Source organism: Psychrobacter sp. 5A.1, assembly GCF_030407455.1.
Classification (GTDB): Bacteria; Pseudomonadota; Gammaproteobacteria; order Pseudomonadales; family Moraxellaceae; genus Psychrobacter.
The window spans coordinates 1-21866 of sequence record NZ_JASDDJ010000022.1; the positions used below are offsets into that span (position 1 = coordinate 1).

The following is a 21866-nucleotide window of genomic DNA, read 5'->3' on the forward strand; positions in this document are numbered from 1 at the left end:
ACCAAAGCGTCATAGCCAATAAAGCGCTTGTAAGTCATTGTTATTTAAATATATATTAATTTGTGAAAATAATAAATTTCGTTAGTTTGAAATTTTTTTTCGTGATATTATAGCCGAGTTAAGCGCATCACCTCAATCAACGCCGTAGAGGTTTTTCTTACAGTGAATTAGCATCACCAAAGATGACAGATTTGCGATTATTAAAGCGATTATTTCGGTTCAATAAAGCGATATTTGGCCATCGTACTCCTTTCACTACTAACAAGAAGAAGGCACTAATGCCGCTTAGCTGTTCGTTGTTGCCTTTGTATTGTTAACGTAGCCCGTTTAACAGTCGAACGACCTACTTAACCGTCTCCAGCTTACGCTGGATTTTCTCGTTTTGTGATGGCGCCGTTTGGTCTTTTGATTATTGCTGTGAATATCCGTTAATAACCACTATTTTATCTGATAGCGGTTATGAGCAGTTATACAGACCAATCAGACTTCCTAAAGCACCATTTATTATGGTTTTTAAACGATAGTTATGGAGTTGTTATGAACCCAGTAGACCAGTTTACCCCGCAAGAACCGATTTTGTTCAACCCTGTTGATATGCTGTCGCCAGAATATCTCGCCCAGTCAACAGAAGCGCTGCACAAGCGTATTTCGCCGTTGTACAGTGTGGATGAAGAACGTTGGTTGTCTGACTTGTTGCCACTCTCTAAACCTAGCGCAGAAGAACGTGATGCTGCTGCTGAGCAAACACGCCAGCTGGTTGAGCACGTGCGTAATGATGGCAAAGCCGTCAAGATGGTTGACTCATTATTGCTTGAGTATAGCCTTGATACCCAAGAAGGTATCTTGCTCATGAGCTTGGCAGAAGCCTTGATTCGAGTGCCAGATAATTATACTGCTGATGCGTTGATTCATGACAAAATGAGTGTGGCTGACTGGAAAAAGCACATCAAAAATGACAACGGCTTTATGGTCAATGCCTCAACATGGGGCATGATGATGACGGGCCGTGTGGTCAGTATTGACAGCAGTACTACCGCATCAGGTTTCTTGGACCGCATGACCAAAAAGATGGGCGAGCCTGTCATTCGTAGTGCGATGCAAAAAGCCATGCGTATCATGGGCCATCAGTTTGTATTGGGCGAGACCATCGAAGCCGCCAATAAAAACAGCCAGCCATATCGTAATAGAGGCTATACCTACTCATTTGATATGTTGGGTGAAGCGGCTATCACGCATAAAGACGCGGAAAAATACTTCAACGACTATCTGCATGCCATCAGAGCCACGGCTAGCATCAAAGTCAAAGAAGGCATGCCAAAACCGTCAGTATCTATCAAATTATCGGCACTGCATCCTCGCTATGAAGCCACGCAAGAAGCGCAAGTCATGGGCTTATTGCGTCAACGTTGCTTGTTGCTGATTGAAGCGGCACGCGAAGTCAATGTTGATATCAGTATCGATGCCGAAGAAGCGGATCGCCTTGAGATTTCTCTAAAACTGTTTGAGTCTTTGTACCGTGATAATTTGACGGCAGACTGGGATGGTTTAGGTATCGTTGTACAAGGGTACTCTAAACGCGCTATCGCTGTATTAGCGTGGCTTGCTCGTTTGTCTACTGAGGTGGGCGACCGCATTCCAGTACGTCTGGTAAAAGGTGCTTACTGGGATACTGAGATCAAATTGGCTCAGCAAAAAGGTTTATCAGGCTATCCTGTTTGGACCCGTAAAGAAGGCACAGATACGGCATACCTTGCTTGCGCACGTTTCTTATTGTCAGACCATTTGCGCGGGCTAATTTGGCCACAGTTTGCCACGCATAATGCGCACACACTTGCGTCAATCATTACCATGAGCGCGCATAGAGACTTTGAGTTCCAGCGTCTGCACGGTATGGGTGATGCGCTTTATGATCATATTTTGCAAGCGTATCAGATTCCTGTACGTATCTATGCACCAGTCGGCGCGCACAAAGATTTGCTGCCGTATTTGGTACGTCGCTTGCTCGAAAATGGCGCCAACAGCTCATTTGTTCATCAGCTGCTAGACAAATCTTATCCGATTGAAAAGTTGACTGTGCATCCATATGACAAGTTGCTGAGTAATGCCACGTTGCACAATCCAGAGATTCCGTTGCCGTTAGAGATTTACGGTTCGCGTCGTGCAAGTTTTGGCCCAAATATCTTTGTAGAGTCACAATGGTTGCCTTTCAAATCAGCTATTGATAGCCATCTACACAAAACATGGTCAGCCACTTCTATCATTAATGGTAAAGCTGTTGATACCTATGAAGTAGACGGTCAAACGAATCAGCTTGATACGCAGACTGTACTTGCGCCTTGGAACCATGAAGTCAGCGCTGGTGAAGTAACCTATGCCAACGCTGAAGTGGCTCGCCAAGCAATCGATGTTGCCGTGGCAGGTCAAAGTGTATGGCAAAATGTGCCAGCTGCTAAGCGTGCTGAAATATTGCGCAAGATTGCTGAGTTATATGAAGCGAACTACGCTGAGCTAATGGCACTATGCCAAGTTGAAGCGGGCAAGACCATGCAAGACGGTATTGATGAAATCAAAGAAGCCGTTGACTTCTGTCGTTTCTATGCTGACGAAGCAGAGCGTCTAGATGATGTCGTGCATGAGTTTACAGATTTGGCTGGTAAGCAGTCTCGTCAAGTTTATAAAGCACGCGGTACTTTTGTTTGTATCAGTCCATGGAACTTTCCATTGGCTATCTATACTGGACAAATCGTGGCGGCGCTCGCGGCAGGTAATACCGTAGTAGCCAAACCTGCCGAACAAACCAGTTTGATTGCTCATTTTGGTGCACAGTTGATGTATCAAGCGGGTATACCAGTAGAAGCCTTGCAGTTGGTAACTGGTGCTGGCGATGTAGGTGGTGCTTTGACGGCTGCTGACAATATCGCAGGGGTGATATTTACAGGCTCTACTCAAACCGCCCAACGTATTAACCAAAGCTTGAATGATCATGCACAAGCCAGCGGTGAGCTGCCTGTCTTTATCGCTGAAACCGGTGGTCAAAACGCAATGATCGTTGACTCAACAGCATTGCCAGAGCAAGTGGTGAGAGATGCGGTACTATCAGCATTTGGTTCAGCAGGTCAGCGTTGCTCAGCGTGCCGTATACTATGCGTGCAAGAAGAGATGGCCGATGATTTAATCGAGCTATTACAAGGCAATATGGCAGAGCTGTCTGTAGGCAACCCTCTATATGCTGCGACAGATGTAGGCCCAGTCATTGATGCTGATGCCAAGCAAGGTTTAGAGGCGCACATCGAACGTATGAGTGCTGAGCCGACTGCTACCATTTTGGCACAGACGCCAATGAGTGCCAGCTCAGTCGTCAGTCAAGAGAAGTCTACCTTTGTATTGCCAACAGCAATCGAAGTGAAGAGCATCGATGTAATCGGTGGTGAGCACTTTGGTCCAATTTTACACGTACTGCGCTACCAAGCACGTGATTTGAATAAGCTGATTGATGCCATCAACAACACAGGCTTTGGTTTGACCCTAGGTATTCATAGCCGTATCGAAAATACCGTTGAGAACATTGAGCGCCGTGCATTTGTGGGTAATACTTACATCAACCGTAACCAAATTGGCGCGGTCGTAAACGTCCAACCATTCGGTGGTTGTGGTCTATCTGGTACTGGCCCTAAAGCTGGTGGCCCGCACTATGTAGCTCGTTTAATGCAGCTTAGCTCAGGGTCAGCCCATGCTGAACAGCCAGCTGCTCATATGACAACGACCGAAACCCAAACCACCACTCAAACAGAACTCGCATAAGGAGTAGCAACATGGCGACTGAATTCAAAAAAAATCATGCCCAGGTTTGTGAATCTTGGCGATTACTTGGCGCAGTCAACCGCGCAACGTATCTACAAGCAGCCATTCCAAAGTTGGCACTGCTCACTGGTGATGCCAATAAAGCAAAGCGTTTATTCAACCATCTGTTGAGCGCTGCGCCTAGCTTGGATGAGGTGCATCGTATGACGGGTGCAACGGGCGAGTCTAACGATTTGTATGTGACGGGTCGTGGTAAGACGATGGTGGTTGGCGGTGAATCTGCTAGAGCAATGGCAGTACTGGGCCAGCTTATCGCCGCATTATTGACAGGCAACGAAGTCATATTACATTGCCCAAGCCAAGATGAGATGTGCAATGAAGCTGCCAAAGTATTGTACGATACAGGCATCAGCGAAGATGTATTAAGTGTGGCTAACGATTCGCAAACCGTCACGCTTTTATATATCGATCGTCTTGCGCAGGTTGCTGTCTCTGGTAGCCGTAGCGAAGTACAAGCCATCAGTCAAGAGCTTGCCAATACAGACGGTATTTTGACACAGGTTATCAGTGTCACTGATATGGAAGGCTTGTCAGAAATGCTAACGCCTGATTATCTGCATCGTTTTGTCACTGAGCGAGTCAAGACTATTAATACCACAGCAATCGGTGGTAACGCGAGCTTGCTTGAGCTTGGTACAGAGTAGAAGAATTGCATCAATTACGAATCCGCTTAGCTTTTATACCAACTTTCATAAAGGCTAAGCTGTGTTTGGTAGCGCTATAAATGCCAAACTAGTGATTGCATAAGATGTATAAGAAAAAACCGCTATCTGAGTCATTATCAGTTAGCGGTTTTTTTGTTTGCGTTATTTAGCTGAAGATTGATTAGAGAATGTTATTCAGCAATATCAACCCATACCCAGCCGTTCTCTAGCCATTCGCTTAAATCGTCTGCATCGACATTGGTGACATCGCTATGCTGCAATGCTTCACCATTAGCCAAGCGTACCAATATTGCTATAGCGGCTTCATCAAGCCCATCGATGCGTTGACCATTGGCATATAGTACGATGCCATTATTGGTCTGGCTGTAGAGTAGGCGGTTGCTATAGTCCGCTTGCAATGTGGCACCTTCTGACAATGCTTGCATTAGCTCATCAGTATCTAACGTCTCCTCTGGCATCAGCGCATCATACTGACGCTTGCTAACCACTTCAGACACTGCTTGGCGAATCATGTCATCACCACGATCAGATTGTAGCATTTGCAATAGTTGCGCTTTAATAGCCGCGATACTGTCAGTTTGTAGCTCACCTGATGCTTGTAGCGCTTGTGGCAGTAGCATCGGAATAAATAACGTGCTGTCATTGGTTGCGATATCAGCAATACTATCGATGACTTGCATCAGATTTGGACGACGACAACCAAAAGAGAAGGTTAGACAATCATCCTGTGCGACACCGAAATGCGATAATTTAGGTGGGACGTACAGCACATCGCCAGCTTCTAATATCTCATCAAAAATAATTTCACCCATATCATCAAACAGTCTAATGGGTTCATCAGCGACAAACTCCGTCTGCTCATCACAGAATTTGCCCAACTGCCAACGTCTAGAGCCGTAGCCTTGTGCTAAGAACACATCGTAATCGTCATAATGTTTACCAACCGAACCACCTGCGGGTGCATACGAGACCATAATGTCATCGCGCTGCCATTGTGGAATAAAACCAAATGCTTGCCACAACTGACCCAGCTCTGGCGACCATTGTTCGAGGTTTTGTACCAATACAGTCCATTGTTTTGGCAGGTTTTCAAAATCCGTTTCAGTCAATGGGCTTTTTTTGAGTTGCCACTGTGCCTGACCTTCTTTTTTACTGGCTGCTTGAGTCAGCAGTCTTGCGCTAGCATCTTCTTCAAGGGCAAGGCCAATCATGTCATCTGGCTCAAACATATCAATCAGCTGCGGCAACCCTTGTTTGATAAGGAGGGGCTTCTTTTGCCAGTATTCAGCTAAGAACTGCTCAGGCGTGATAGAGTCGGGTAAACAAAGAGGGATAGAAGTCATTGATAAATCCATATTTTAACTGCGTACAAGATTGATAATAAAGGAGGCTTTATAGGAAGATTTTAATAGTTTAAGATTGTCACCTATCTGATGAGCATTGTTTATATGGTGACGTTTATACAGTGATGTTACCAAAATAATAGCTATCGTCAGAACACCCACTCAATCGTAGGAATATTATGAAAAAGCTGCATTTTGTTGTCATCATCGCTAGCGTGTTTTTGCTACAAGCCTGTGTTCATAAAATCGTCACCGTACCCGCCAAAATCGCTTATAAAACCACTAAGGGTATTGTTAAAGGGACGGTTGCGGTGGGTAAAGCCATCATACCGGGTGACAGTGATGACGATAAAAAAGACGAATAAAAGTGTAATAAGTGGTTATCTGACAGCTATGGTTTAAGTTGACGGCTGTTGTTTAGATTGACGCGTTTGTAATCGTACGATACCTGCCGCAATTAGCCCGCCGAGTAACGCCAATGCCATGTCTTTGTGGGCATCCCACACATCACCTTGCTGACCATTATAAGCTTCTGCTGCTTCTGGCGATAAGGTGGTTGCGATTCCCCATTCTAATAGCTCATAGAGCAAACTTGACGACATATTAATCATGAGCGCAAGCGCTATCAAAAGTTTGATGGATGATATCTTAAAGATAAATTTTGAGCTCTCAACCATCGCACTGAACAGCAAAAGCCCATAGCTAAAATGTACGAGCCTGTCATACATATTTCGCTGCCAACCAAACAAATCGTTTAAGCTGACACCAAATATGAGCTGTGTCCAATCATCATAGGGCACATATGAGTATAGATAACGTGCACCGATAATATGAATGAATAGAAATAGTGAAGCGAGGACATAGGAGCGTGAGCTAATATGCCAATAGCGGTAGGCTAGTAGCATCAACCCTAAAAAAATCAAGGTACCCAACTGATGTAGTAGGTAGCTTGACCATTCTAGAGGCTCAATACTTGCCAGCACCATTATGAGGAATACCGCAATGGTACTGACAACCACAGATTTAAAATTTCGCTGCATTTTGCTCGCTTATTTTTTGCTCGCTGTTAATAGCAGCCAATTAAAGCTTGGCAATCCAATCTTTAATGGTAAGGGCTTGCTCAGTGGCATTACCAATATAAGTGGCCGGTGTCATGTCACGTAGGCGTGCTTTATCAGCGTCGCTCACGGCAGACAACTCATCACTTTCGACAAACGTTAGCATGGCTTCGCGAGTCATGGCGTTACCACGGGTCAATGCTTTAAGCTTTTCATATGGGTTTTCCACACGGTAGCGACGCATCACGGTTTGAATCGGCTCAGCCAATACTTCTTGTGCATTGTTTAAGTCGTCATTTAAACGCTGCGCATTCAATTCAAGTTTGCCAACGCCTTTTAAGCAAGCGTCAAAAGCAATCATGCTTTGTGCCAGACCAACACCGATGTTACGTAATACGGTAGAGTCTGATAAGTCACGCTGCATACGTGAGATAGGCAGTTTTTCGCCCAAATGTGCCAGCATTGCGTTTGCAACGCCCAAGTTGCCTTCCGAGTTTTCAAAGTCAATTGGGTTGACTTTATGCGGCATGGTAGAAGAACCAACTTCGCCGTCTTTTAGACGCTGTTTAAAATAGCCTAAGCTGATATATTGCCAAATATCACGGTTAAAATCGATCAAGATAGTGTTGAAACGTTTGACGGCATCAAATAGCTCAGCGATATAATCATGTGGCTCAATCTGAGTGGTGTAAGGGTTAAACGTTAGCTCAAGACGCTCACCGATGAAGGTTTCGGCATGTGATTGCCAGTCTACATCAGGATAGGCTGAAAAATGCGCGTTATAGTTACCAACCGCACCATTGATTTTACCCAATAGCTCAACCTGACCGATTTGTTTGATTTGGCGGGCGAGACGATAGGCCACGTTTGCCATTTCTTTACCAAGGGTCGTTGGGCTAGCGGTCTGGCCATGTGTACGTGACAACATAGGCTGCTCGGCGTGAGTAATGGCCAAATCAACGATGCTATCAGTCACTTGCTGCATTTTAGCAACCACAATCTCGCGGCTGTCTTTGAGCATCAAGGCATATGACAAGTTGTTGATATCTTCACTGGTACAAGCAAAGTGAATGAACTCTAGCGAATCAATGAGTGCGTCCTGACCACGGAATTTGTTTTTGATGAAGTATTCAACTGCTTTTACATCGTGATTGGTCGTGGCTTCGATATCTTTGATAGCTTGCGCATCGGCTTCACTAAAATCATCAACGATAGCATTTAAGAAAGCATTCGTTGCTTCATCAAATGCTGCCAATTCGCCGATAGCGCTATTATCAGCCAATGACTGTAACCAGCGAATCTCAACGGTGACGCGAGCTTTGATCAGACCGAATTCAGACAAATAAGGACGTAAACTGTCCGCTTTGCTTGCATAGCGGCCATCGATTGGAGAGAGAGCGGTAAGTGGGGTCATGGTATCGCCTTTGAGTTAACAGGAAGTGAATGAATACTACAGCTGGAAAATTTTGGTCGCGCAATTATAGCAAAAGTTGACATAAAAAAGTTAGTGTTTACCGTATTTCGCGCATATTGTTGGGAATGAAAAAGATCGGATTGAAGGAAAAATAAGGCACTGTTGATGTTGCTAAAGGAATAATAATGAAGCGCTATATATATCATAATAACCAATGATTATGTTTGTAACGATATTGTTTTTTAAATGTAATGGTGGTTTAATAAGCTGGTTTTAACAGTCAATAGTTTACTAAATGGAAATTAAAGTATGAATAAATTCGTTAGCGTTTTAGTGTTAGGCTCAGCATTGGCGCTTAGTGCTTGCGGTGGTGACAGTGATAGCAGTGGTGGCTCATATACAGGTACAGTAAAGCCAACACCTACCAAAGCTTGTAATATTACAGGAAAAACAGTGACTGGTATTTCTAACGATAGTTGTTTGTTTGAAAATGCAAGTGCTGAGGCGGATATGGTGATTACATGTACTGGTAGTAAAATGATACTAGATGGTAAGTTCGGCAGGCTCAATACTACTACTAGTAAGTACACATCAGGGTCAACTATCAATGGCTATGTACTACAGTGTCCTTAGTAGTACAGTTATAAGCTAATTGACATTGATTAAAAGTTGAAAAAGTACTGGTTATATTATTGGTCAGTACTTTTTATGTATCAGATACTTAGTAAACAATCCTATATGAAAGATAAAGCCCTATACCTACCATCCGTCCTTATTGCTTTCGTTCTTGGTAGTCTAGGCACTTATTTGCTTATGACCAAGCAGCAAATGGATCAAGTTATGCAAGGCAGACAGCAGGTCAGTCCGTCGCTACAGAATAATACTGCGCCTAGTCTGGATCAAAAAGACACTAGTTTACCCGCAGAGTTGCAAGCGCTTGAACATCAGAATGGTAACAACATGCCAGTGGCAGGAGCGAAGCCCATAAGCTCTATGCATGATTACTCACAAGAGCAAGCGATGGATATTGTCAATAAGATGCCGAGTTATATGTTAGAGCAGTATATTGACAGGTTTATGACTCAAGGCGCAGGTGAGGCGCTTGCTGATAAGCGCCAATTTGCGCAGCGTGCCATTGAGGAATTATACAAAGAGAATGACAATCAGCCACTCGTTGGTGAGGTTAAATTGTCACTCACGCCTATGATGCCATCACTATCAATGGATACTTCCACAATAGACCAAAATGCCACGTTGTTTGCTCATCTTGATACCGCAGGCAAAGTACCAGCAAGCCCTTTTGTATTTGTAAAGTGGGTCAATAATCAGACGGGGCAGGTGTTATTGTTTGAGAAAAAAGACATCGTTGCCAATAGCAATCAAAATTGGGTCAGCTTTAAGCCTGATGAAGGTTGGCTTAAAGGCAGCTATGACATTCGCTTTTATCAATTTACCTCAGAGCTACAGCCAATCGCACAATTGACGTATCAGATATATAACGTCGAAAATAGTAATTTAAGTACAAGCAATAGCGGGGCGGTAACAGCGACCGCCCAAAACTAAATTGTATTATATTTAGAAGCCACAAGGTGCATCAATCGTGGCAATCACGCCGCCGCCTAAACACACTTCATTGATATAAAAAACGGCTGATTGACCCGGAGTGACGGCGCGCTGCGGCTCATCAAACACCACGCGAACATCGTTTCCGTCAGCACTTGTTGCAAATACACGACACGCTTGATCTGGCTGGCGATAGCGTGCTTTTGCCATACAGAGTAGGCCCTCTGTGGTAAACACTTCCGCAGGTGGCAGGCCGTCGACCCAATCCATTTTATAAGCCGTCAGCTCATTACTGAGCATCATTGGATGTTCGTGACCTTGACCGACGATTAAGCGGTTTTTGTCTAGGTCTTTTGCCAATACAAACCAAGGCTCTTCAGGACGATCTTTGACACCGCCAATACCAATACCGCCACGTTGACCTAAGGTGTAATACATCAAGCCATCATGAGTGCCGATAGTATGCCCATCGTCGGTCACGATATCGCCTTTTTGGGCAGGCAGGTATTGTTGTAAAAAGTCCTTGAAACGGCGCTCACCAATGAAGCAGATACCAGTAGAATCTTTCTTTTTAGCGGTTGCTAAATCATGCTCTTCTGCAATCTGGCGTACCACGGGTTTTTCAAGCTCACCGACTGGGAATAATGTCTTGGCAATTTTATCGCCACCAACGGCATGTAAGAAATAGCTCTGATCTTTATTATTATCCAGACCACGTAAAAGCTGAGCAACTTCATCCCCATCGGCATTGGTATAATTCACACTGCGCCGCGTATAGTGACCAGTAGCGATGTAGTCAGCACCAAGGGTCAAGGCATAGTCTAAGAATGCTTTGAACTTGATTTCTTTGTTGCATAAAATATCAGGGTTTGGGGTGCGTCCTGCTTTATATTCCGCTAAAAAGTGCTCAAAAACACGATCCCAGTATTCCATCGCAAAATTGGCCGTGTGCAGCTTCATGCCGATTTTGTCACACACGGCTTGCGCGTCTGCCAAATCATCCATCGCCGTACAGTATTCCGTACCGTCATCTTCTTCCCAGTTCTTCATAAACAGGCCTTCTACCTTAAACCCTGCTTGTTGGAGTAGGACGGCAGACACAGAAGAATCAACACCACCTGACATACCGACAATCACATGCTTGGTGCTAGGATTATCAATATCGGCAAGCGTCAAAGTACGCTGGGCGCTGAAAGAATCAGAAACGGATATGCTTGATGTATTTGGGATGGCTGACATAAGACGGCTCAACTATTTATACCTTAATTCAAAATTTAACATGACCATATAAGCTGGTGCTGCTTACTAAAGTTAATAGATTTAGTAAGTTGACCACATTGACACTGTCATCTCATCTTTCAGATTTGGTATTATGATAAAATAAGCGTCATATTATACCAGTTAATTGAAACTGGTGGCGACCTATGGCATCTTACTGCTCGCAAAACTGCTTTGAAAATTCAGATAGTAGTTTTAAATTATTTTAATCGCCTTTATTTTATTTGGAATACTAATGATAAAAATTGGACAAGGTATCGATGTTCATGCTTTCCATAATAATGGTCAGCAGCAGCAATATGTCATATTAGCAGGCGTGCCCATTGAGCATACTCACAGTTTGCTTGCACACTCTGACGGTGATGTGGTACTACATGCGCTTGCTGATGCACTGCTTGGCGCACTGGCGCTTGGTGATATCGGTCAGCATTTTCCTGATACCGATGCGGCACATGCAGGTTTAGATTCGCGAGTCTTGTTACGCTACGTCTATGGCAAAGTACAAGAGGCAGGATATCGGTTAGGCAATGCTGATATTACTGTGATGTGCGAACGTCCAAAGCTGGCGCCGCACAGTCAGGCAATGCGCGATAATATCGCCAGTGATTTGCAAACGGATATTAGTAATATCAGTGTGAAAGCCACCACGACTGAAAAATTAGGCTTTACAGGTCGTCAAGAGGGCATCATGGCCAATGCCGTGGTATTATTAGTGCCTCATAGAGTTGATGTTTAACCGATATATAATCATACTTGTAATATCGTGTTGATTGCCCCATGTATCAGCCGTCTCTTTACTCAATTATTTTGTAATATTAATTACTGTTTTCAATGAACCGCTTTATCAATAGGAGCTTTTATGACTGAGCAAACCCCAAACACTGCTGCAAACGACGTTGAACAATTGATCCGTGATCAAATCCGTGACAATAAAGTTATTATTTATATGAAAGGCACACCGCAGTTTCCACAATGTGGCTTTTCTGCTAAATCGATTGAAGTTCTTACTCAGATCGGTCGCCCATTTGCCTTTGTAAATATTTTAGAAAACCCAGAAATTCGTGCAACTTTACCAAAAGTGGCGAACTGGCCGACGTTCCCACAGTTATGGATCGACGGTGAGTTGATGGGTGGATCAGACATCATCTTGCAGATGTATCAATCAGGTGAGCTAAAGCCATTGGTTGAAGCAAACAGCCCAGCTGCTTAATGCTACAAACACTTATCTAAGCTTTTTTATTATAGCCATTCCACTATAAAAGTATGACAGCGTTAACCTCGCTTGAAGTATCATATATACATCTACACTTGGTTGCCTTGTACTACTTTTAAATTGAATCGACTATATCAAGCTGGTAAGTTTTAACAATAAAAGCTCGAGTCAGTCCTTAATTGGTCGCTCGGGCTTTTATTGTTTTTGTCAGTCTTGACCCCATATATGGCTCAACAGCAAATATTATAAAAACATAAATAGTGAGAGAGTATTATGAGCAATCAACCAACAGAACAACAATTGGCCGAACCGGTGTCTGCTGAGCAAGCAGCAATAGAGAAACGCCGCGAGCATTTAAAAAATGAATCGACACGTATCATCGAAATTGCCAGTAGTGAGTCCAACTCAGCACTGAAATGTATCCATCAGCTTAGTGTGGCAGGCGGCGCGACAGAAGCGACGTATGTTGCTATCGAACAGCGCATTGTCGCCGATCAAGATACGGCAGGTGCTTATCATTTGGCGTTACTGGCTCAAAACACACCAGATCTACCAATTGACGCGCGCCAGCTGATTGAGTTGGTGGCCAATAAAGGTGATAACCAACAGCGCTTGGCATTGCTTAAAAACTTACTGTTACCACCTGTTGAATTGATTAAAGAGCAGATCTTAGCCAGTGATGACGGCGATGCGATTGGTCAGATGAATGCGTATCTACAGATCAATCCAGAAGGCTATGGTAGTCATCATATGCTGTCTAGTGGTCAATTCGATCAGATCGTACCGCTAAGCCCTGGGAAATAATTTTTATAGTAGACCCTAATATGAATAGTTTTTGCTGTGACGTTTTTTAAGCATCAAAAAATTGTTATAATGATGGGTTATCTAACCAATTACCAACGACTTATCTGAGTCGTTGTCTTTTTTATAAATTCGACTGACGTTTATTTGCTGATTGCCATGCTGTTTTATCATCACACGGTTTGATAATAGAATAGGGCTATCGGCAGCGTTATGAGTCAAGTGAGGCATATATGCAATACCCAAAACATTACGACGTGATAGTAATCGGTGGCGGTCATGCTGGCACAGAAGCTGCTCTGGCGGCCGCACGTATGGGCGCGCAGACCTTGCTGTTGACGCATAACATTGAGACACTCGGGCAGATGAGCTGTAACCCAGCGATTGGCGGTATCGGTAAATCGCATTTGGTACGTGAGATTGATGCGCTTGGCGGGGCAATGGCACTGGCGACAGACAAAGCTGGTATTCAGTTCCGCGTATTGAACAGCCGTAAAGGTGCTGCCGTTCGTGCCACACGTGCGCAAGCGGATCGTATTCTTTATAAAGCCTCTATCCGCCATACGCTAGAAAACCAGCCAAACCTTGATCTATTTCAGCAAGCCGCTGATGATATCTTGGTCGAAAATGGCCGCGCAACGGCAGTGGTCACCTCTACTGGTATTATCTTCAAGACGGAAACAGTGGTACTGACTTCAGGGACTTTCTTGGGTGGTGTGATTCATATCGGCCTAGAGAATTCCAAAGGTGGACGTGCAGGGGATCAGCCGTCTATCAAGTTGGCAGATCGTTTGCGTGAGCTTAAGCTGCCAGTCGGTCGTCTAAAGACAGGTACACCAGCGCGTATCGATGCTCGTAGCGTTGACTTTAGTGTGATGACCGTACAGCCGGGTGACACACCGTTGCCAGTCATGAGCTATATGGGTGACGTCTCTATGCATCCAGAGCAGGTCAATTGCTATATCACGCATACCAATGCGCGTACCCATGACATCATCCGTGAGAATTTAGATCGTTCGCCGATGTTCTCTGGCAAAATCGAAGGCGTGGGTCCACGTTATTGCCCATCTATCGAAGACAAGATTCACCGCTTTGCGGATAAAGATAGCCATCAGATATTTATCGAGCCAGAAGGTCTGACCACGCATGAGCTATATCCAAACGGTATCTCAACCAGTTTGCCATTTGATGTGCAGTTAGATTTTATTCATAGTATGAAAGGGTTAGAAAACGCCCATATTACCCGTCCAGGTTATGCGATTGAGTATGATTACTTTGATCCACAAAACCTAAAGCCAACGCTAGAAACCAAGTCTATCGATCGCTTGTACTTCGCAGGTCAGATCAATGGTACGACGGGCTATGAAGAAGCGGGCGTACAGGGTTTATTGGCAGGTACAAACGCCGCATTGGTCACTACTAATAACAGCGAGTTTGACGTGTGGACACCGCGCCGTGATGAAGCGTATCTTGGCGTGTTGGTTGATGATTTGATTACCCATGGTACGACTGAGCCGTATCGTATGTTTACGAGCCGCGCAGAATATCGCTTGCTCTTACGTGAAGACAATGCGGATCAACGCTTGACTGAAACAGGTCGTAAGCTTGGCTTGGTTGATGATGTGCGCTGGCAGGCTTATCAAGAAAAAATGGAAGCGATTACGACAGAGACTTCACGCCTAAAAGACATGTGGGCAACCCCTGCTAATGCGCTAGGCAAAAAAGTCACAGAGCAAACAGGAGAGGTGCTTAGCAAAGAAGCGACAGCCTTTGATTTGCTCAAACGTCCGCAGATACATTTTGCTGATATTGCTGCTATTACTGATTCGCAGGTCGATACACAAGTAGGCGAGCAGATAGAGATTTCTGTCAAATATGCAGGCTATATCGATCGCCAGCAAGAAGACATCGATCAGATGAAACGTCTCGAGAATACCGCACTACCGCTAGATTTTGATTATAGTATCGTCTCTGGTCTCTCAAATGAGATAGTACAGAAACTCACACATATTCGTCCTGCCACGCTAGCGCAAGCGGGTCGTGTGAGCGGTGTCACACCTGCTGCGATACAGCTATTAGCGATGACGATTAAAAAGCACAAAAAAGTAAAAGCTGCTTTGAACTCGTAATAGCAATACAGTAAAGTCTTTATAACAAAGTACTTATAGTATAAAAAGCCCGTAACGAGATATCATTACGGGCTTTTGTTTGTCAAAAATACAGTCTTCATTGAAAGAAAGGAGCAGGTGACCTTGTCTTATTGTCTACTTTGTCTCTATACTAGGTCAAAAAACCCCACTACTATCTATTAACTTATCTCGTTGATGCTCATCGCATGATGGGCAAGTCATCGAATTGAGCCTATTTATGATTGATGCTATTGTCTTTGCGATTACTATTGTCCTACCCAACCTTGCCTTAATGTGGTTGGGTTTTTTTATGCAACGGCGTGGTGAAGCAAGCCAGACATTTATCGATCAGTCATCAAGTTTTGTCTTTAACTATTGCCTACCATGCTTGTTATTTTTTAGTGTGGTCGATAGTGATGTCGATTATGCCAAGCAAATCACGCTGATCCTTGTTGGTATCTTAGTGACGTTTATATTGTTTATTGGGGCAGAGATCTACGCCAAACGCTTTGTTGAACGTCCTGAGGATCAAGGCGTATTTGTGCAAGGTGTGTTCCGTAGTAATATGGCGATTATAGGGTTGGCCACGGTTGCCAACGCCTATGGAGAGCGAGGTTTGAGTATTGGGGCCGTCTACATGGGAGTCGTCACGATATTATTTAACATCTTAGCCGTGATTACCCTCAGCCGTGTGTCTAAAAGTGTGGATGATACGTGGTCCAGTCGCAGCATTATAATTTTCAAAAAACTATTGACCAATCCACTGATTCTAGCATTGGTCAGTGCTTTTGTTTATAAAGCGCTGCCATTGCCGCCTATCACTGGTGTCATTCATACGACCGGCGACTTATTGGCAGCAGTAGCCTTGCCATTAGCACTGATTTGCGCAGGTGCGAGCATCGATATGAAGTCCATGTTGCATCCGTCAGGGTTGTCTATGCAAGCCAGTATAGGACGTATCGTTATTGCGCCAATCGTTGCTATCGCCATTGGCTTGGCATTTGGTCTATCTAGCGTACACATGGGCGTGCTGTTTTTGATGGTGGCATCCCCAACCGCCGCGGCCAGTTACGTGATGGCAAAAGCGATGGGGGGCAATGACATACTCGCGGCCAATATTCTAGCGTTTACCACCGTCGTCGGTATGTTTGGCATGGCAATTGGTGCGGCAACTTTACGCGGATTGGGTATGATGTAATACAGATTTATTCAGGTTGGTTATTGTTTTCAAATAGGTAAATATGTTTGCTTTATCTGATCTGTACAGCATTAAAAAGCCCTCTTTTCTTATTTGAAAAGGGGGCTTTTGGTATGGATTTAGCGTTCGTTATTTCGCTTGTCTGCACGGCGCTGCTTACGCTTTGGACTGGTACGATAGGTCAAATAACCACCGATAGCCATGACTGCAAGAAAGGCGACAATATACATAAATATTGACGAGCCAATCATGAGTGATGCACCGATAATGGGCGTTGCTTCCATGTCAAAAATCCAGTTAAGATTTATCAATAATTATGCAACTGCCCTATATCAATATAAAGTAAACAAATTTAGCTCAGGTGTAAGTTCTAGTGAGCGCAGGCGTGCTGCTTGCTCGTAGATATTGGCAGTCACAATCAGCTCATCTGGCTGATAGGTGGTCAAAAATGCAGCCAGTTTTGGTTTGACGGTGTCGACAGAACCAATGAATGATACTGACAATGCATTGTCTACCATCATTTTTTCTGCTTGGCTCCAAATACTATCCATATCGTGAGTAGGCTTTGGCATTTGGCCTGTTTCCCCACGGCGCAAGCGTACAAAACTCTGCTGCGCTGAGGTAAAGTGATATTGTGCGGTCGCATCGTCATCAGCCAGTAACAAGTTCGCGGCTAGCATGACATAAGGCTTATCTAGATAGACAGACGGTTTGAACTGTTCACGGTAAGCCTCAATTGCTTGCCCAAGCATTTGCGGGGCAAAGTGAGAAGCAAATACATAAGGCAGCCCAAAGTGTGCAGCCAGAGTTGCTCCAAAGAGAGACGATCCTAATATCCAAATAGGAATATTTGATTTTGCGCCAGGGAACGCTTGCACAGCACTGCCGTCTGTATCATTGCCTAAGAAGTACATCAGTTCTTGTACGTCTTGCGGGAAGCGCTCCGCATCTTTCATTTGTCGGCGTAATGCCTGAAAAGTCGCACCATCAGTACCGGGTGCACGGCCCAGACCTAAGTCTACACGATCGCCATACAATGCTTGCAAAGTGCCAAATTGCTCAGCGATGACGAGTGGCGCATGGTTCGGTAGCATGACGCCGCCAGCACCGATACGGATACGCTTAGTTTGGCTGCCGATATGCGACAGTAGTACTGAGGTTGCCGCGCTGGCAATACCGGGCATGTTGTGATGCTCGGCCATCCAGTAACGGTTTAGACCGAATTTTTCTGCTTGCTGTGCAGTGTCAACGGTCTGGGCGATGCCTTCAGCGATGGTTTTGCCTTGAGGGACGGGGGCAAGGTCTAAAAAAGATAAAGGGATTTTGTTACTCATAAATGTTCCAGTAGTGTGTAAATTATTTGCTACTGATATGCTTATAGCCAGTGACAGTTTCAAGTACCTCTCTAGTTAGTGTTAATGAATCATAACAAAGTCAGCTAACTCTGTTTTTAAGCACACTTAACAATTATTAAGGTGTGTTTATAAAGCTTTTCATTTGTCAAAATAAGTCATAAGTAAGGTTATAAGAGCGCGTCTTAGCATCATCTTAGGGTATTAAAAAAAGCAGGCAACCTAAGTTACCTGCTTTTTTGATTGGTTATTGCTAAAGTGAAAACTAATCAAACTAATTTAATGCTATTTAGATTGATCACCAAGCTTGTAAGCTAAGACATAATCACCAATGGTTGTCCCAACTGAACCATGTCCACCAGCAACCAATAGCACCATTTGCTCACCTTTAGAGTTCAAATAAGTCATTGGCGTGGCTTGACCACCTGCTGGAATACGAACATTCCATAGCACGTCGCCATTTTTCAGATCATAAGCTCGGAAGTTGTTTTCCGTCGCCGCTGATAAAAACGCGACGCCACCTTTAGTGATGATAGGACCACCGATACCAGGGACGCCCAATTTCAATTTTATCGGAATAGGAGACAGATCTTGTACCGTACCATTTCTACGCTGATAAGCGATATCACCAGTGGCTAGATCAGCACCAGCAATCGTGCCCCATGGTGGCTGCTGACAAGGAACACCTAGCGGTGATAAGAAAGGCCCAAGCTCGACTGCATAATCTGCGCCTTCGTTCCCATTGACCCCTTGCTCTCCTTTATTGGTTTCTGCATCGCCCAATGCCTCTCTAGGAATGAGTTTTGACGTAAATGCCAAATAGGTTGGCATACCAAACATCACGCCATTCTCAGGATCGACCGCGATGCCACCCCAGTTAAAGGTTCCAAAATTACCAGGATAGATCAAACTACCATTGGTTGATGGTGGGGTATAGCGACCATCATAATTGAGCTGGTTGAACTCAATACGGCACATCATTTGATCAACGAGACTGGCACCCCACATGTCTTTTTCAGTCAGTGGTTCAGGCTCAAAGCTCAAGCCAGAGTAAGGCTGAGTCGGTGCCGCATGCTCTCCTGCTACCAGGTATCCTTGCGGCGCTTCACGTTCTTTAATCGGCACAATCGGCTCACCCGTTGCGCGATTCAAGACATATACATCGCCTTGTTTGGTCGGTACAACCAACGCAGGCTGGACACCATCAGCGGTATCTAAGTCAAGTAATGTTGGCTGAGCAGGCGTGTCCATATCCCAAAGATCATGATGGACAAACTGCTGAACCCAGCGTGCTTCACCCGTCTTGATATCTAACGCAACCACAGATGTTGCATATTTTTCTTCAGCGGCATTTCGATAACTGCCTAGCTGATCAGGCGTGCGATTGCCCATTGGGAAGTATGCCAATCCAAGCGCTTCATCGGCAGTGGCGACTGACCATGAATTTGGCGAGCTGGTCTTATAAGTTTGGGTTGGATCATTGACATCGAAAGGCGCTGTATTTTCAGGATCGCCTGAGTCCCAGTTCCAAAGAAGCTCACCGCTATTGACATCATAAGCACGGATTACACCAGAAGGTGAGTTGACATCATAGTTATCATTAACAGCACCCGCTACGATGATAGTATCACCCGCGACTACTGGTGGCGACGTCGAATAGTAGTATCCTGCTTGATTAAATGGCATGTTATGCATCAAATCTAATGCACCATCATCACCAAAATCTTGACAGCGTTGCCCAGTATTTGGATCAAGTGCATACAGTTTTGCATCAGAAGTCGGAATAAATATCTTGGCATCACATTGCTTAGATGCGTTTTCAAAGGTATTGCCCGCAATTTTTTGTACTTGCACAGGACTAGCCGTACTATTGCTATTCTCTTCTAGATTATTAGCAGTGGTAGAAATAGTGTCAGGATTGGTTGCTTGACCAGTATAATAAGACACACCTCGGCACGTTTGATGTTGACGTTGTAAGTTTTTTTCTACTTTAGGATCAAACTTCCACAGTGTCTCACCAGAGTCAGCATCTAGTGCCATTACCCAGTTATGAGGGGTACATAGGTATAGGCCGTTGCCGATTTTTAACGGCGTTGCTTGATAAGTGGTCTCGCCGACATCGTCAGGACCTTTAAGATCACCTGTTTGGATCTGCCAAGCCAATTCTAAATCTTTGACATTATCAGTATTGATTTGGGTCAAAGGCGAGTAGCGCTGCCCATAATCAGTGCGGCCATACGCGCTCCACTCACCATCTGGCGTTTGCTGACCGTTTGATAGTGGGTCACCAAGGTTGGCCGAAGTTGCATCCGAGCGGACATTTTGCTCGTCATCATTTGCAGCAGTCAAATCAAGCTCACCGAGTTTGTCAGTGGCATTATTGGCTAGACTACCAAAAGAGAGCAGTGCACCTACGCCCACGCTTACGAGTAGCCCCCAATAGTACAGAGGGCTTTTCTTAGCAGTGTTTGTGGTTGATGTGCTATTAGCAGCGTTTGCGGCTACTTGAGTTTTAGGCGCACGCATCTTATTAGATACCCACGGCAATAGCATGAGCAAGCCAAAGATGAGTGGGAAGCCAACTCGAGGGGCTAGTGCCCACCAATAAAAGCCAGACTCCCAAAGTGCCCAAGCTATGGTTGCTACGATAAATAGCGCGTATAACCCGTAAGCACTCCAGTGTTTTTTGAACAATAAAAATGCTGTCGTTAGTATGATAACGCCAGCAATGAGGTAGTAAGGACTACCGCCTAAGGACAACAGATAAGCGCCGCCGACAAGTAGAGGGGCGGCAAAAATTGCCATAATGATCGCTACGAATTTTACCATGAGCGGTATCACCTGTTTACAGAAGAGCAAGTTGACTTGTATTGATAGCCATCAATACAAGTATGAATAATAAATAAATAAATAAAACGCTGAATAACGTTCTAGAATCTATTTTATCATCCACAACCTAGTCTAGTAAGGGTGAGCAAGTCTGAGATACTTTATTTAACAAACGCTCATTAATTTGCAAATTGCTTTTGACACAGCTCCATGAAAGCGCGACCGTATTGACGGATTTCTGCATCATCACGTACCGCCATCCAACTGGTAAAGCGACCAAAATGATCGACTGGAATGGCAGTCAGGTTTTGATAATGGCTTGGCTCAAATGCCATTTCTGCGATAATACCGATACCTAGGCCTAGACCGACATAGGTGCTAATCACATCAGCATCGAGCGCTGCTAGCACGATATCTGGCTCTAACCCTGCTTCTTCAAACGTTTTGTCAATTGCGCCGCGTCCTGTAAAACCGCCGTGATAGGTGACAATCGGATAACTGGCAAGCGTCGGCAAATCAATAGACTCTTGGCTAGCAAGTTCATGATCGCTCGGTACGATGACGCGATGCATCCAATCATAATAACGGTAGCATCTAAGATAATTATTATGTAGTAAAGACTCAGTGGCGATACCAATGTCGGCTTGTCCACGGATGACCATCTGAGCGATGGTCTCTGGATCTGCTTGTTGTAAGATGAGGTTCACTTTAGGAAACCGTTCTTTGAACTCTTTAACCACTTGCGGCAATACATAGCGCGCTTGAGTGTGGGTGGTGGCAATTGTTAGCGTACCGATATTTGGATTATTAAAGTCTAAACTGAGGTTTTCAATGGTACGAATTTCAGCGAAGATAGACTCAATGTGAGGCATGAGTGCGGTGCCCATAGTCGTGAGACCTGTCAGACGTTTGCCCTGACGAATAAACACTTCCGTCTTTAGCTGATTTTCTAGCGCAGCAATATGCTTGGACAGGCTTGATTGACTGGTGTGTAGCACGGTCGCTGCTTGACTTAGGTTATAGCCATTAATTACCGTATGCCATACTGTTTCTAGCTGTTTGAGCTGAATCTGCAAATGCCGTTGGTTAACCACTACGTCGATTGCCATAACTTAATCCTATTAAATATAAACACAGCCGCTGTGTAAAAAAATCAAAGCCC

At 44.6% G+C, this 21866-nt stretch carries 19 protein-coding genes; 10 read left to right on the plus strand and 9 right to left on the minus strand.

Going from position 1 to position 21866, the window contains the following annotated elements; translation table 11 throughout:
- Window positions 1-537: 537 nt before the first annotated feature.
- On the plus strand, window positions 538-3801 hold the full coding sequence (putA, locus tag QL982_RS06655; protein ID WP_290162392.1) for a bifunctional proline dehydrogenase/L-glutamate gamma-semialdehyde dehydrogenase PutA: 3264 nt from the start codon (window positions 538-540) through the stop codon (window positions 3799-3801).
- Between the two features lie 11 nt (window positions 3802-3812).
- A complete protein-coding gene (locus QL982_RS06660) occupies window positions 3813-4505 on the plus strand; it encodes a 1-pyrroline-5-carboxylate dehydrogenase (protein ID WP_290162394.1) in 693 nt (230 codons plus the stop codon).
- Window positions 4506-4696: 191 nt separating this feature from the next.
- On the opposite strand, the gene QL982_RS06665 is transcribed toward QL982_RS06660, so the two are convergent.
- Complete coding sequence (locus tag QL982_RS06665) at window positions 4697-5869, minus strand: cupin domain-containing protein (RefSeq protein ID WP_290162396.1); 1173 nt, start codon at window positions 5867-5869, stop codon at window positions 4697-4699.
- 179 nt (window positions 5870-6048) lie between these two features.
- On the opposite strand from QL982_RS06665, the gene QL982_RS06670 reads away from it, so the two are divergent.
- Complete coding sequence (locus QL982_RS06670; protein ID WP_290162398.1) at window positions 6049-6234, plus strand: NF038104 family lipoprotein; 186 nt, start codon at window positions 6049-6051, stop codon at window positions 6232-6234.
- 33 nt (window positions 6235-6267) lie between these two features.
- On the opposite strand, the gene QL982_RS06675 is transcribed toward QL982_RS06670, so the two are convergent.
- Window positions 6268-6909, minus strand: coding sequence for a DUF2238 domain-containing protein (locus QL982_RS06675; protein WP_290162401.1), 642 nt, complete (start codon window positions 6907-6909; stop codon window positions 6268-6270).
- A 40-nt stretch (window positions 6910-6949) separates the two neighbouring features.
- Entirely contained in the window at window positions 6950-8341 is a 1392-nt protein-coding gene (purB, locus tag QL982_RS06680; protein WP_290162403.1) for an adenylosuccinate lyase, read from the minus strand.
- Between the two features lie 309 nt (window positions 8342-8650).
- On the opposite strand from purB, the gene QL982_RS06685 reads away from it, so the two are divergent.
- Both QL982_RS06685 and QL982_RS06690 read left to right on the plus strand, forming a co-directional pair.
- Window positions 8651-8974, plus strand: a complete 324-nt coding sequence (locus QL982_RS06685) for a hypothetical protein (protein WP_290162405.1) — start codon at window positions 8651-8653, stop codon at window positions 8972-8974.
- A gap of 105 nt (window positions 8975-9079) precedes the next feature.
- Window positions 9080-9904 carry a hypothetical protein gene (locus QL982_RS06690; RefSeq protein ID WP_290162407.1) on the plus strand — a complete coding sequence of 275 codons (825 nt, stop codon included), beginning with the start codon at window positions 9080-9082 and terminating at the stop codon, window positions 9902-9904.
- A 12-nt stretch (window positions 9905-9916) separates the two neighbouring features.
- Here QL982_RS06690 and mnmA read toward each other — a convergent pair whose 3' ends face one another.
- Entirely contained in the window at window positions 9917-11143 is a 1227-nt protein-coding gene (gene mnmA / locus QL982_RS06695) for a tRNA 2-thiouridine(34) synthase MnmA (protein WP_290162410.1), read from the minus strand.
- Window positions 11144-11417: 274 nt separating this feature from the next.
- Here mnmA and ispF point away from each other — a divergent pair, with 274 nt between their 5' ends.
- The 3 genes from ispF (at window position 11418) to QL982_RS06710 (ending at window position 13199) form a co-directional block, all read left to right on the plus strand.
- Entirely contained in the window at window positions 11418-11918 is a 501-nt protein-coding gene (gene ispF / locus QL982_RS06700; protein WP_110922947.1) for a 2-C-methyl-D-erythritol 2,4-cyclodiphosphate synthase, read from the plus strand.
- A 123-nt stretch (window positions 11919-12041) separates the two neighbouring features.
- Window positions 12042-12392, plus strand: coding sequence for a Grx4 family monothiol glutaredoxin (gene grxD / locus QL982_RS06705; RefSeq protein WP_110922946.1), 351 nt, complete (start codon window positions 12042-12044; stop codon window positions 12390-12392).
- Between the two features lie 276 nt (window positions 12393-12668).
- Entirely contained in the window at window positions 12669-13199 is a 531-nt protein-coding gene (locus QL982_RS06710) for a hypothetical protein (RefSeq protein ID WP_194363140.1), read from the plus strand.
- Window positions 13200-13280: 81 nt separating this feature from the next.
- On the opposite strand, the gene QL982_RS06715 is transcribed toward QL982_RS06710, so the two are convergent.
- Entirely contained in the window at window positions 13281-13427 is a 147-nt protein-coding gene (locus tag QL982_RS06715; RefSeq protein WP_290162419.1) for a hypothetical protein, read from the minus strand.
- Between the two features lie 2 nt (window positions 13428-13429).
- Here QL982_RS06715 and mnmG point away from each other — a divergent pair, with 2 nt between their 5' ends.
- Both mnmG and QL982_RS06725 read left to right on the plus strand, forming a co-directional pair.
- Window positions 13430-15325 (plus strand): tRNA uridine-5-carboxymethylaminomethyl(34) synthesis enzyme MnmG, encoded by a 1896-nt coding sequence (mnmG, locus tag QL982_RS06720; RefSeq protein WP_290162421.1) that lies wholly within the window; start codon window positions 13430-13432, stop codon window positions 15323-15325.
- Between the two features lie 238 nt (window positions 15326-15563).
- The gene (locus tag QL982_RS06725) at window positions 15564-16523 is read left to right on the plus strand and encodes an AEC family transporter (RefSeq protein ID WP_290162423.1); all 960 of its coding nucleotides are present in this window, start codon (window positions 15564-15566) and stop codon (window positions 16521-16523) included.
- A 119-nt stretch (window positions 16524-16642) separates the two neighbouring features.
- Here QL982_RS06725 and QL982_RS06730 read toward each other — a convergent pair whose 3' ends face one another.
- The 4 genes from QL982_RS06730 to QL982_RS06745 form a co-directional block, all read right to left on the minus strand.
- Window positions 16643-16807, minus strand: coding sequence for a hypothetical protein (locus QL982_RS06730; protein ID WP_290162425.1), 165 nt, complete (start codon window positions 16805-16807; stop codon window positions 16643-16645).
- 48 nt (window positions 16808-16855) lie between these two features.
- Window positions 16856-17857 (minus strand): LLM class flavin-dependent oxidoreductase, encoded by a 1002-nt coding sequence (locus tag QL982_RS06735; protein WP_290162427.1) that lies wholly within the window; start codon window positions 17855-17857, stop codon window positions 16856-16858.
- A 303-nt stretch (window positions 17858-18160) separates the two neighbouring features.
- Complete coding sequence (locus QL982_RS06740; RefSeq protein ID WP_290162428.1) at window positions 18161-20704, minus strand: membrane-bound PQQ-dependent dehydrogenase, glucose/quinate/shikimate family; 2544 nt, start codon at window positions 20702-20704, stop codon at window positions 18161-18163.
- Between the two features lie 179 nt (window positions 20705-20883).
- Window positions 20884-21813 carry a LysR substrate-binding domain-containing protein gene (locus tag QL982_RS06745; RefSeq protein ID WP_290162429.1) on the minus strand — a complete coding sequence of 310 codons (930 nt, stop codon included), beginning with the start codon at window positions 21811-21813 and terminating at the stop codon, window positions 20884-20886.
- Window positions 21814-21866 lie beyond the last annotated feature (53 nt).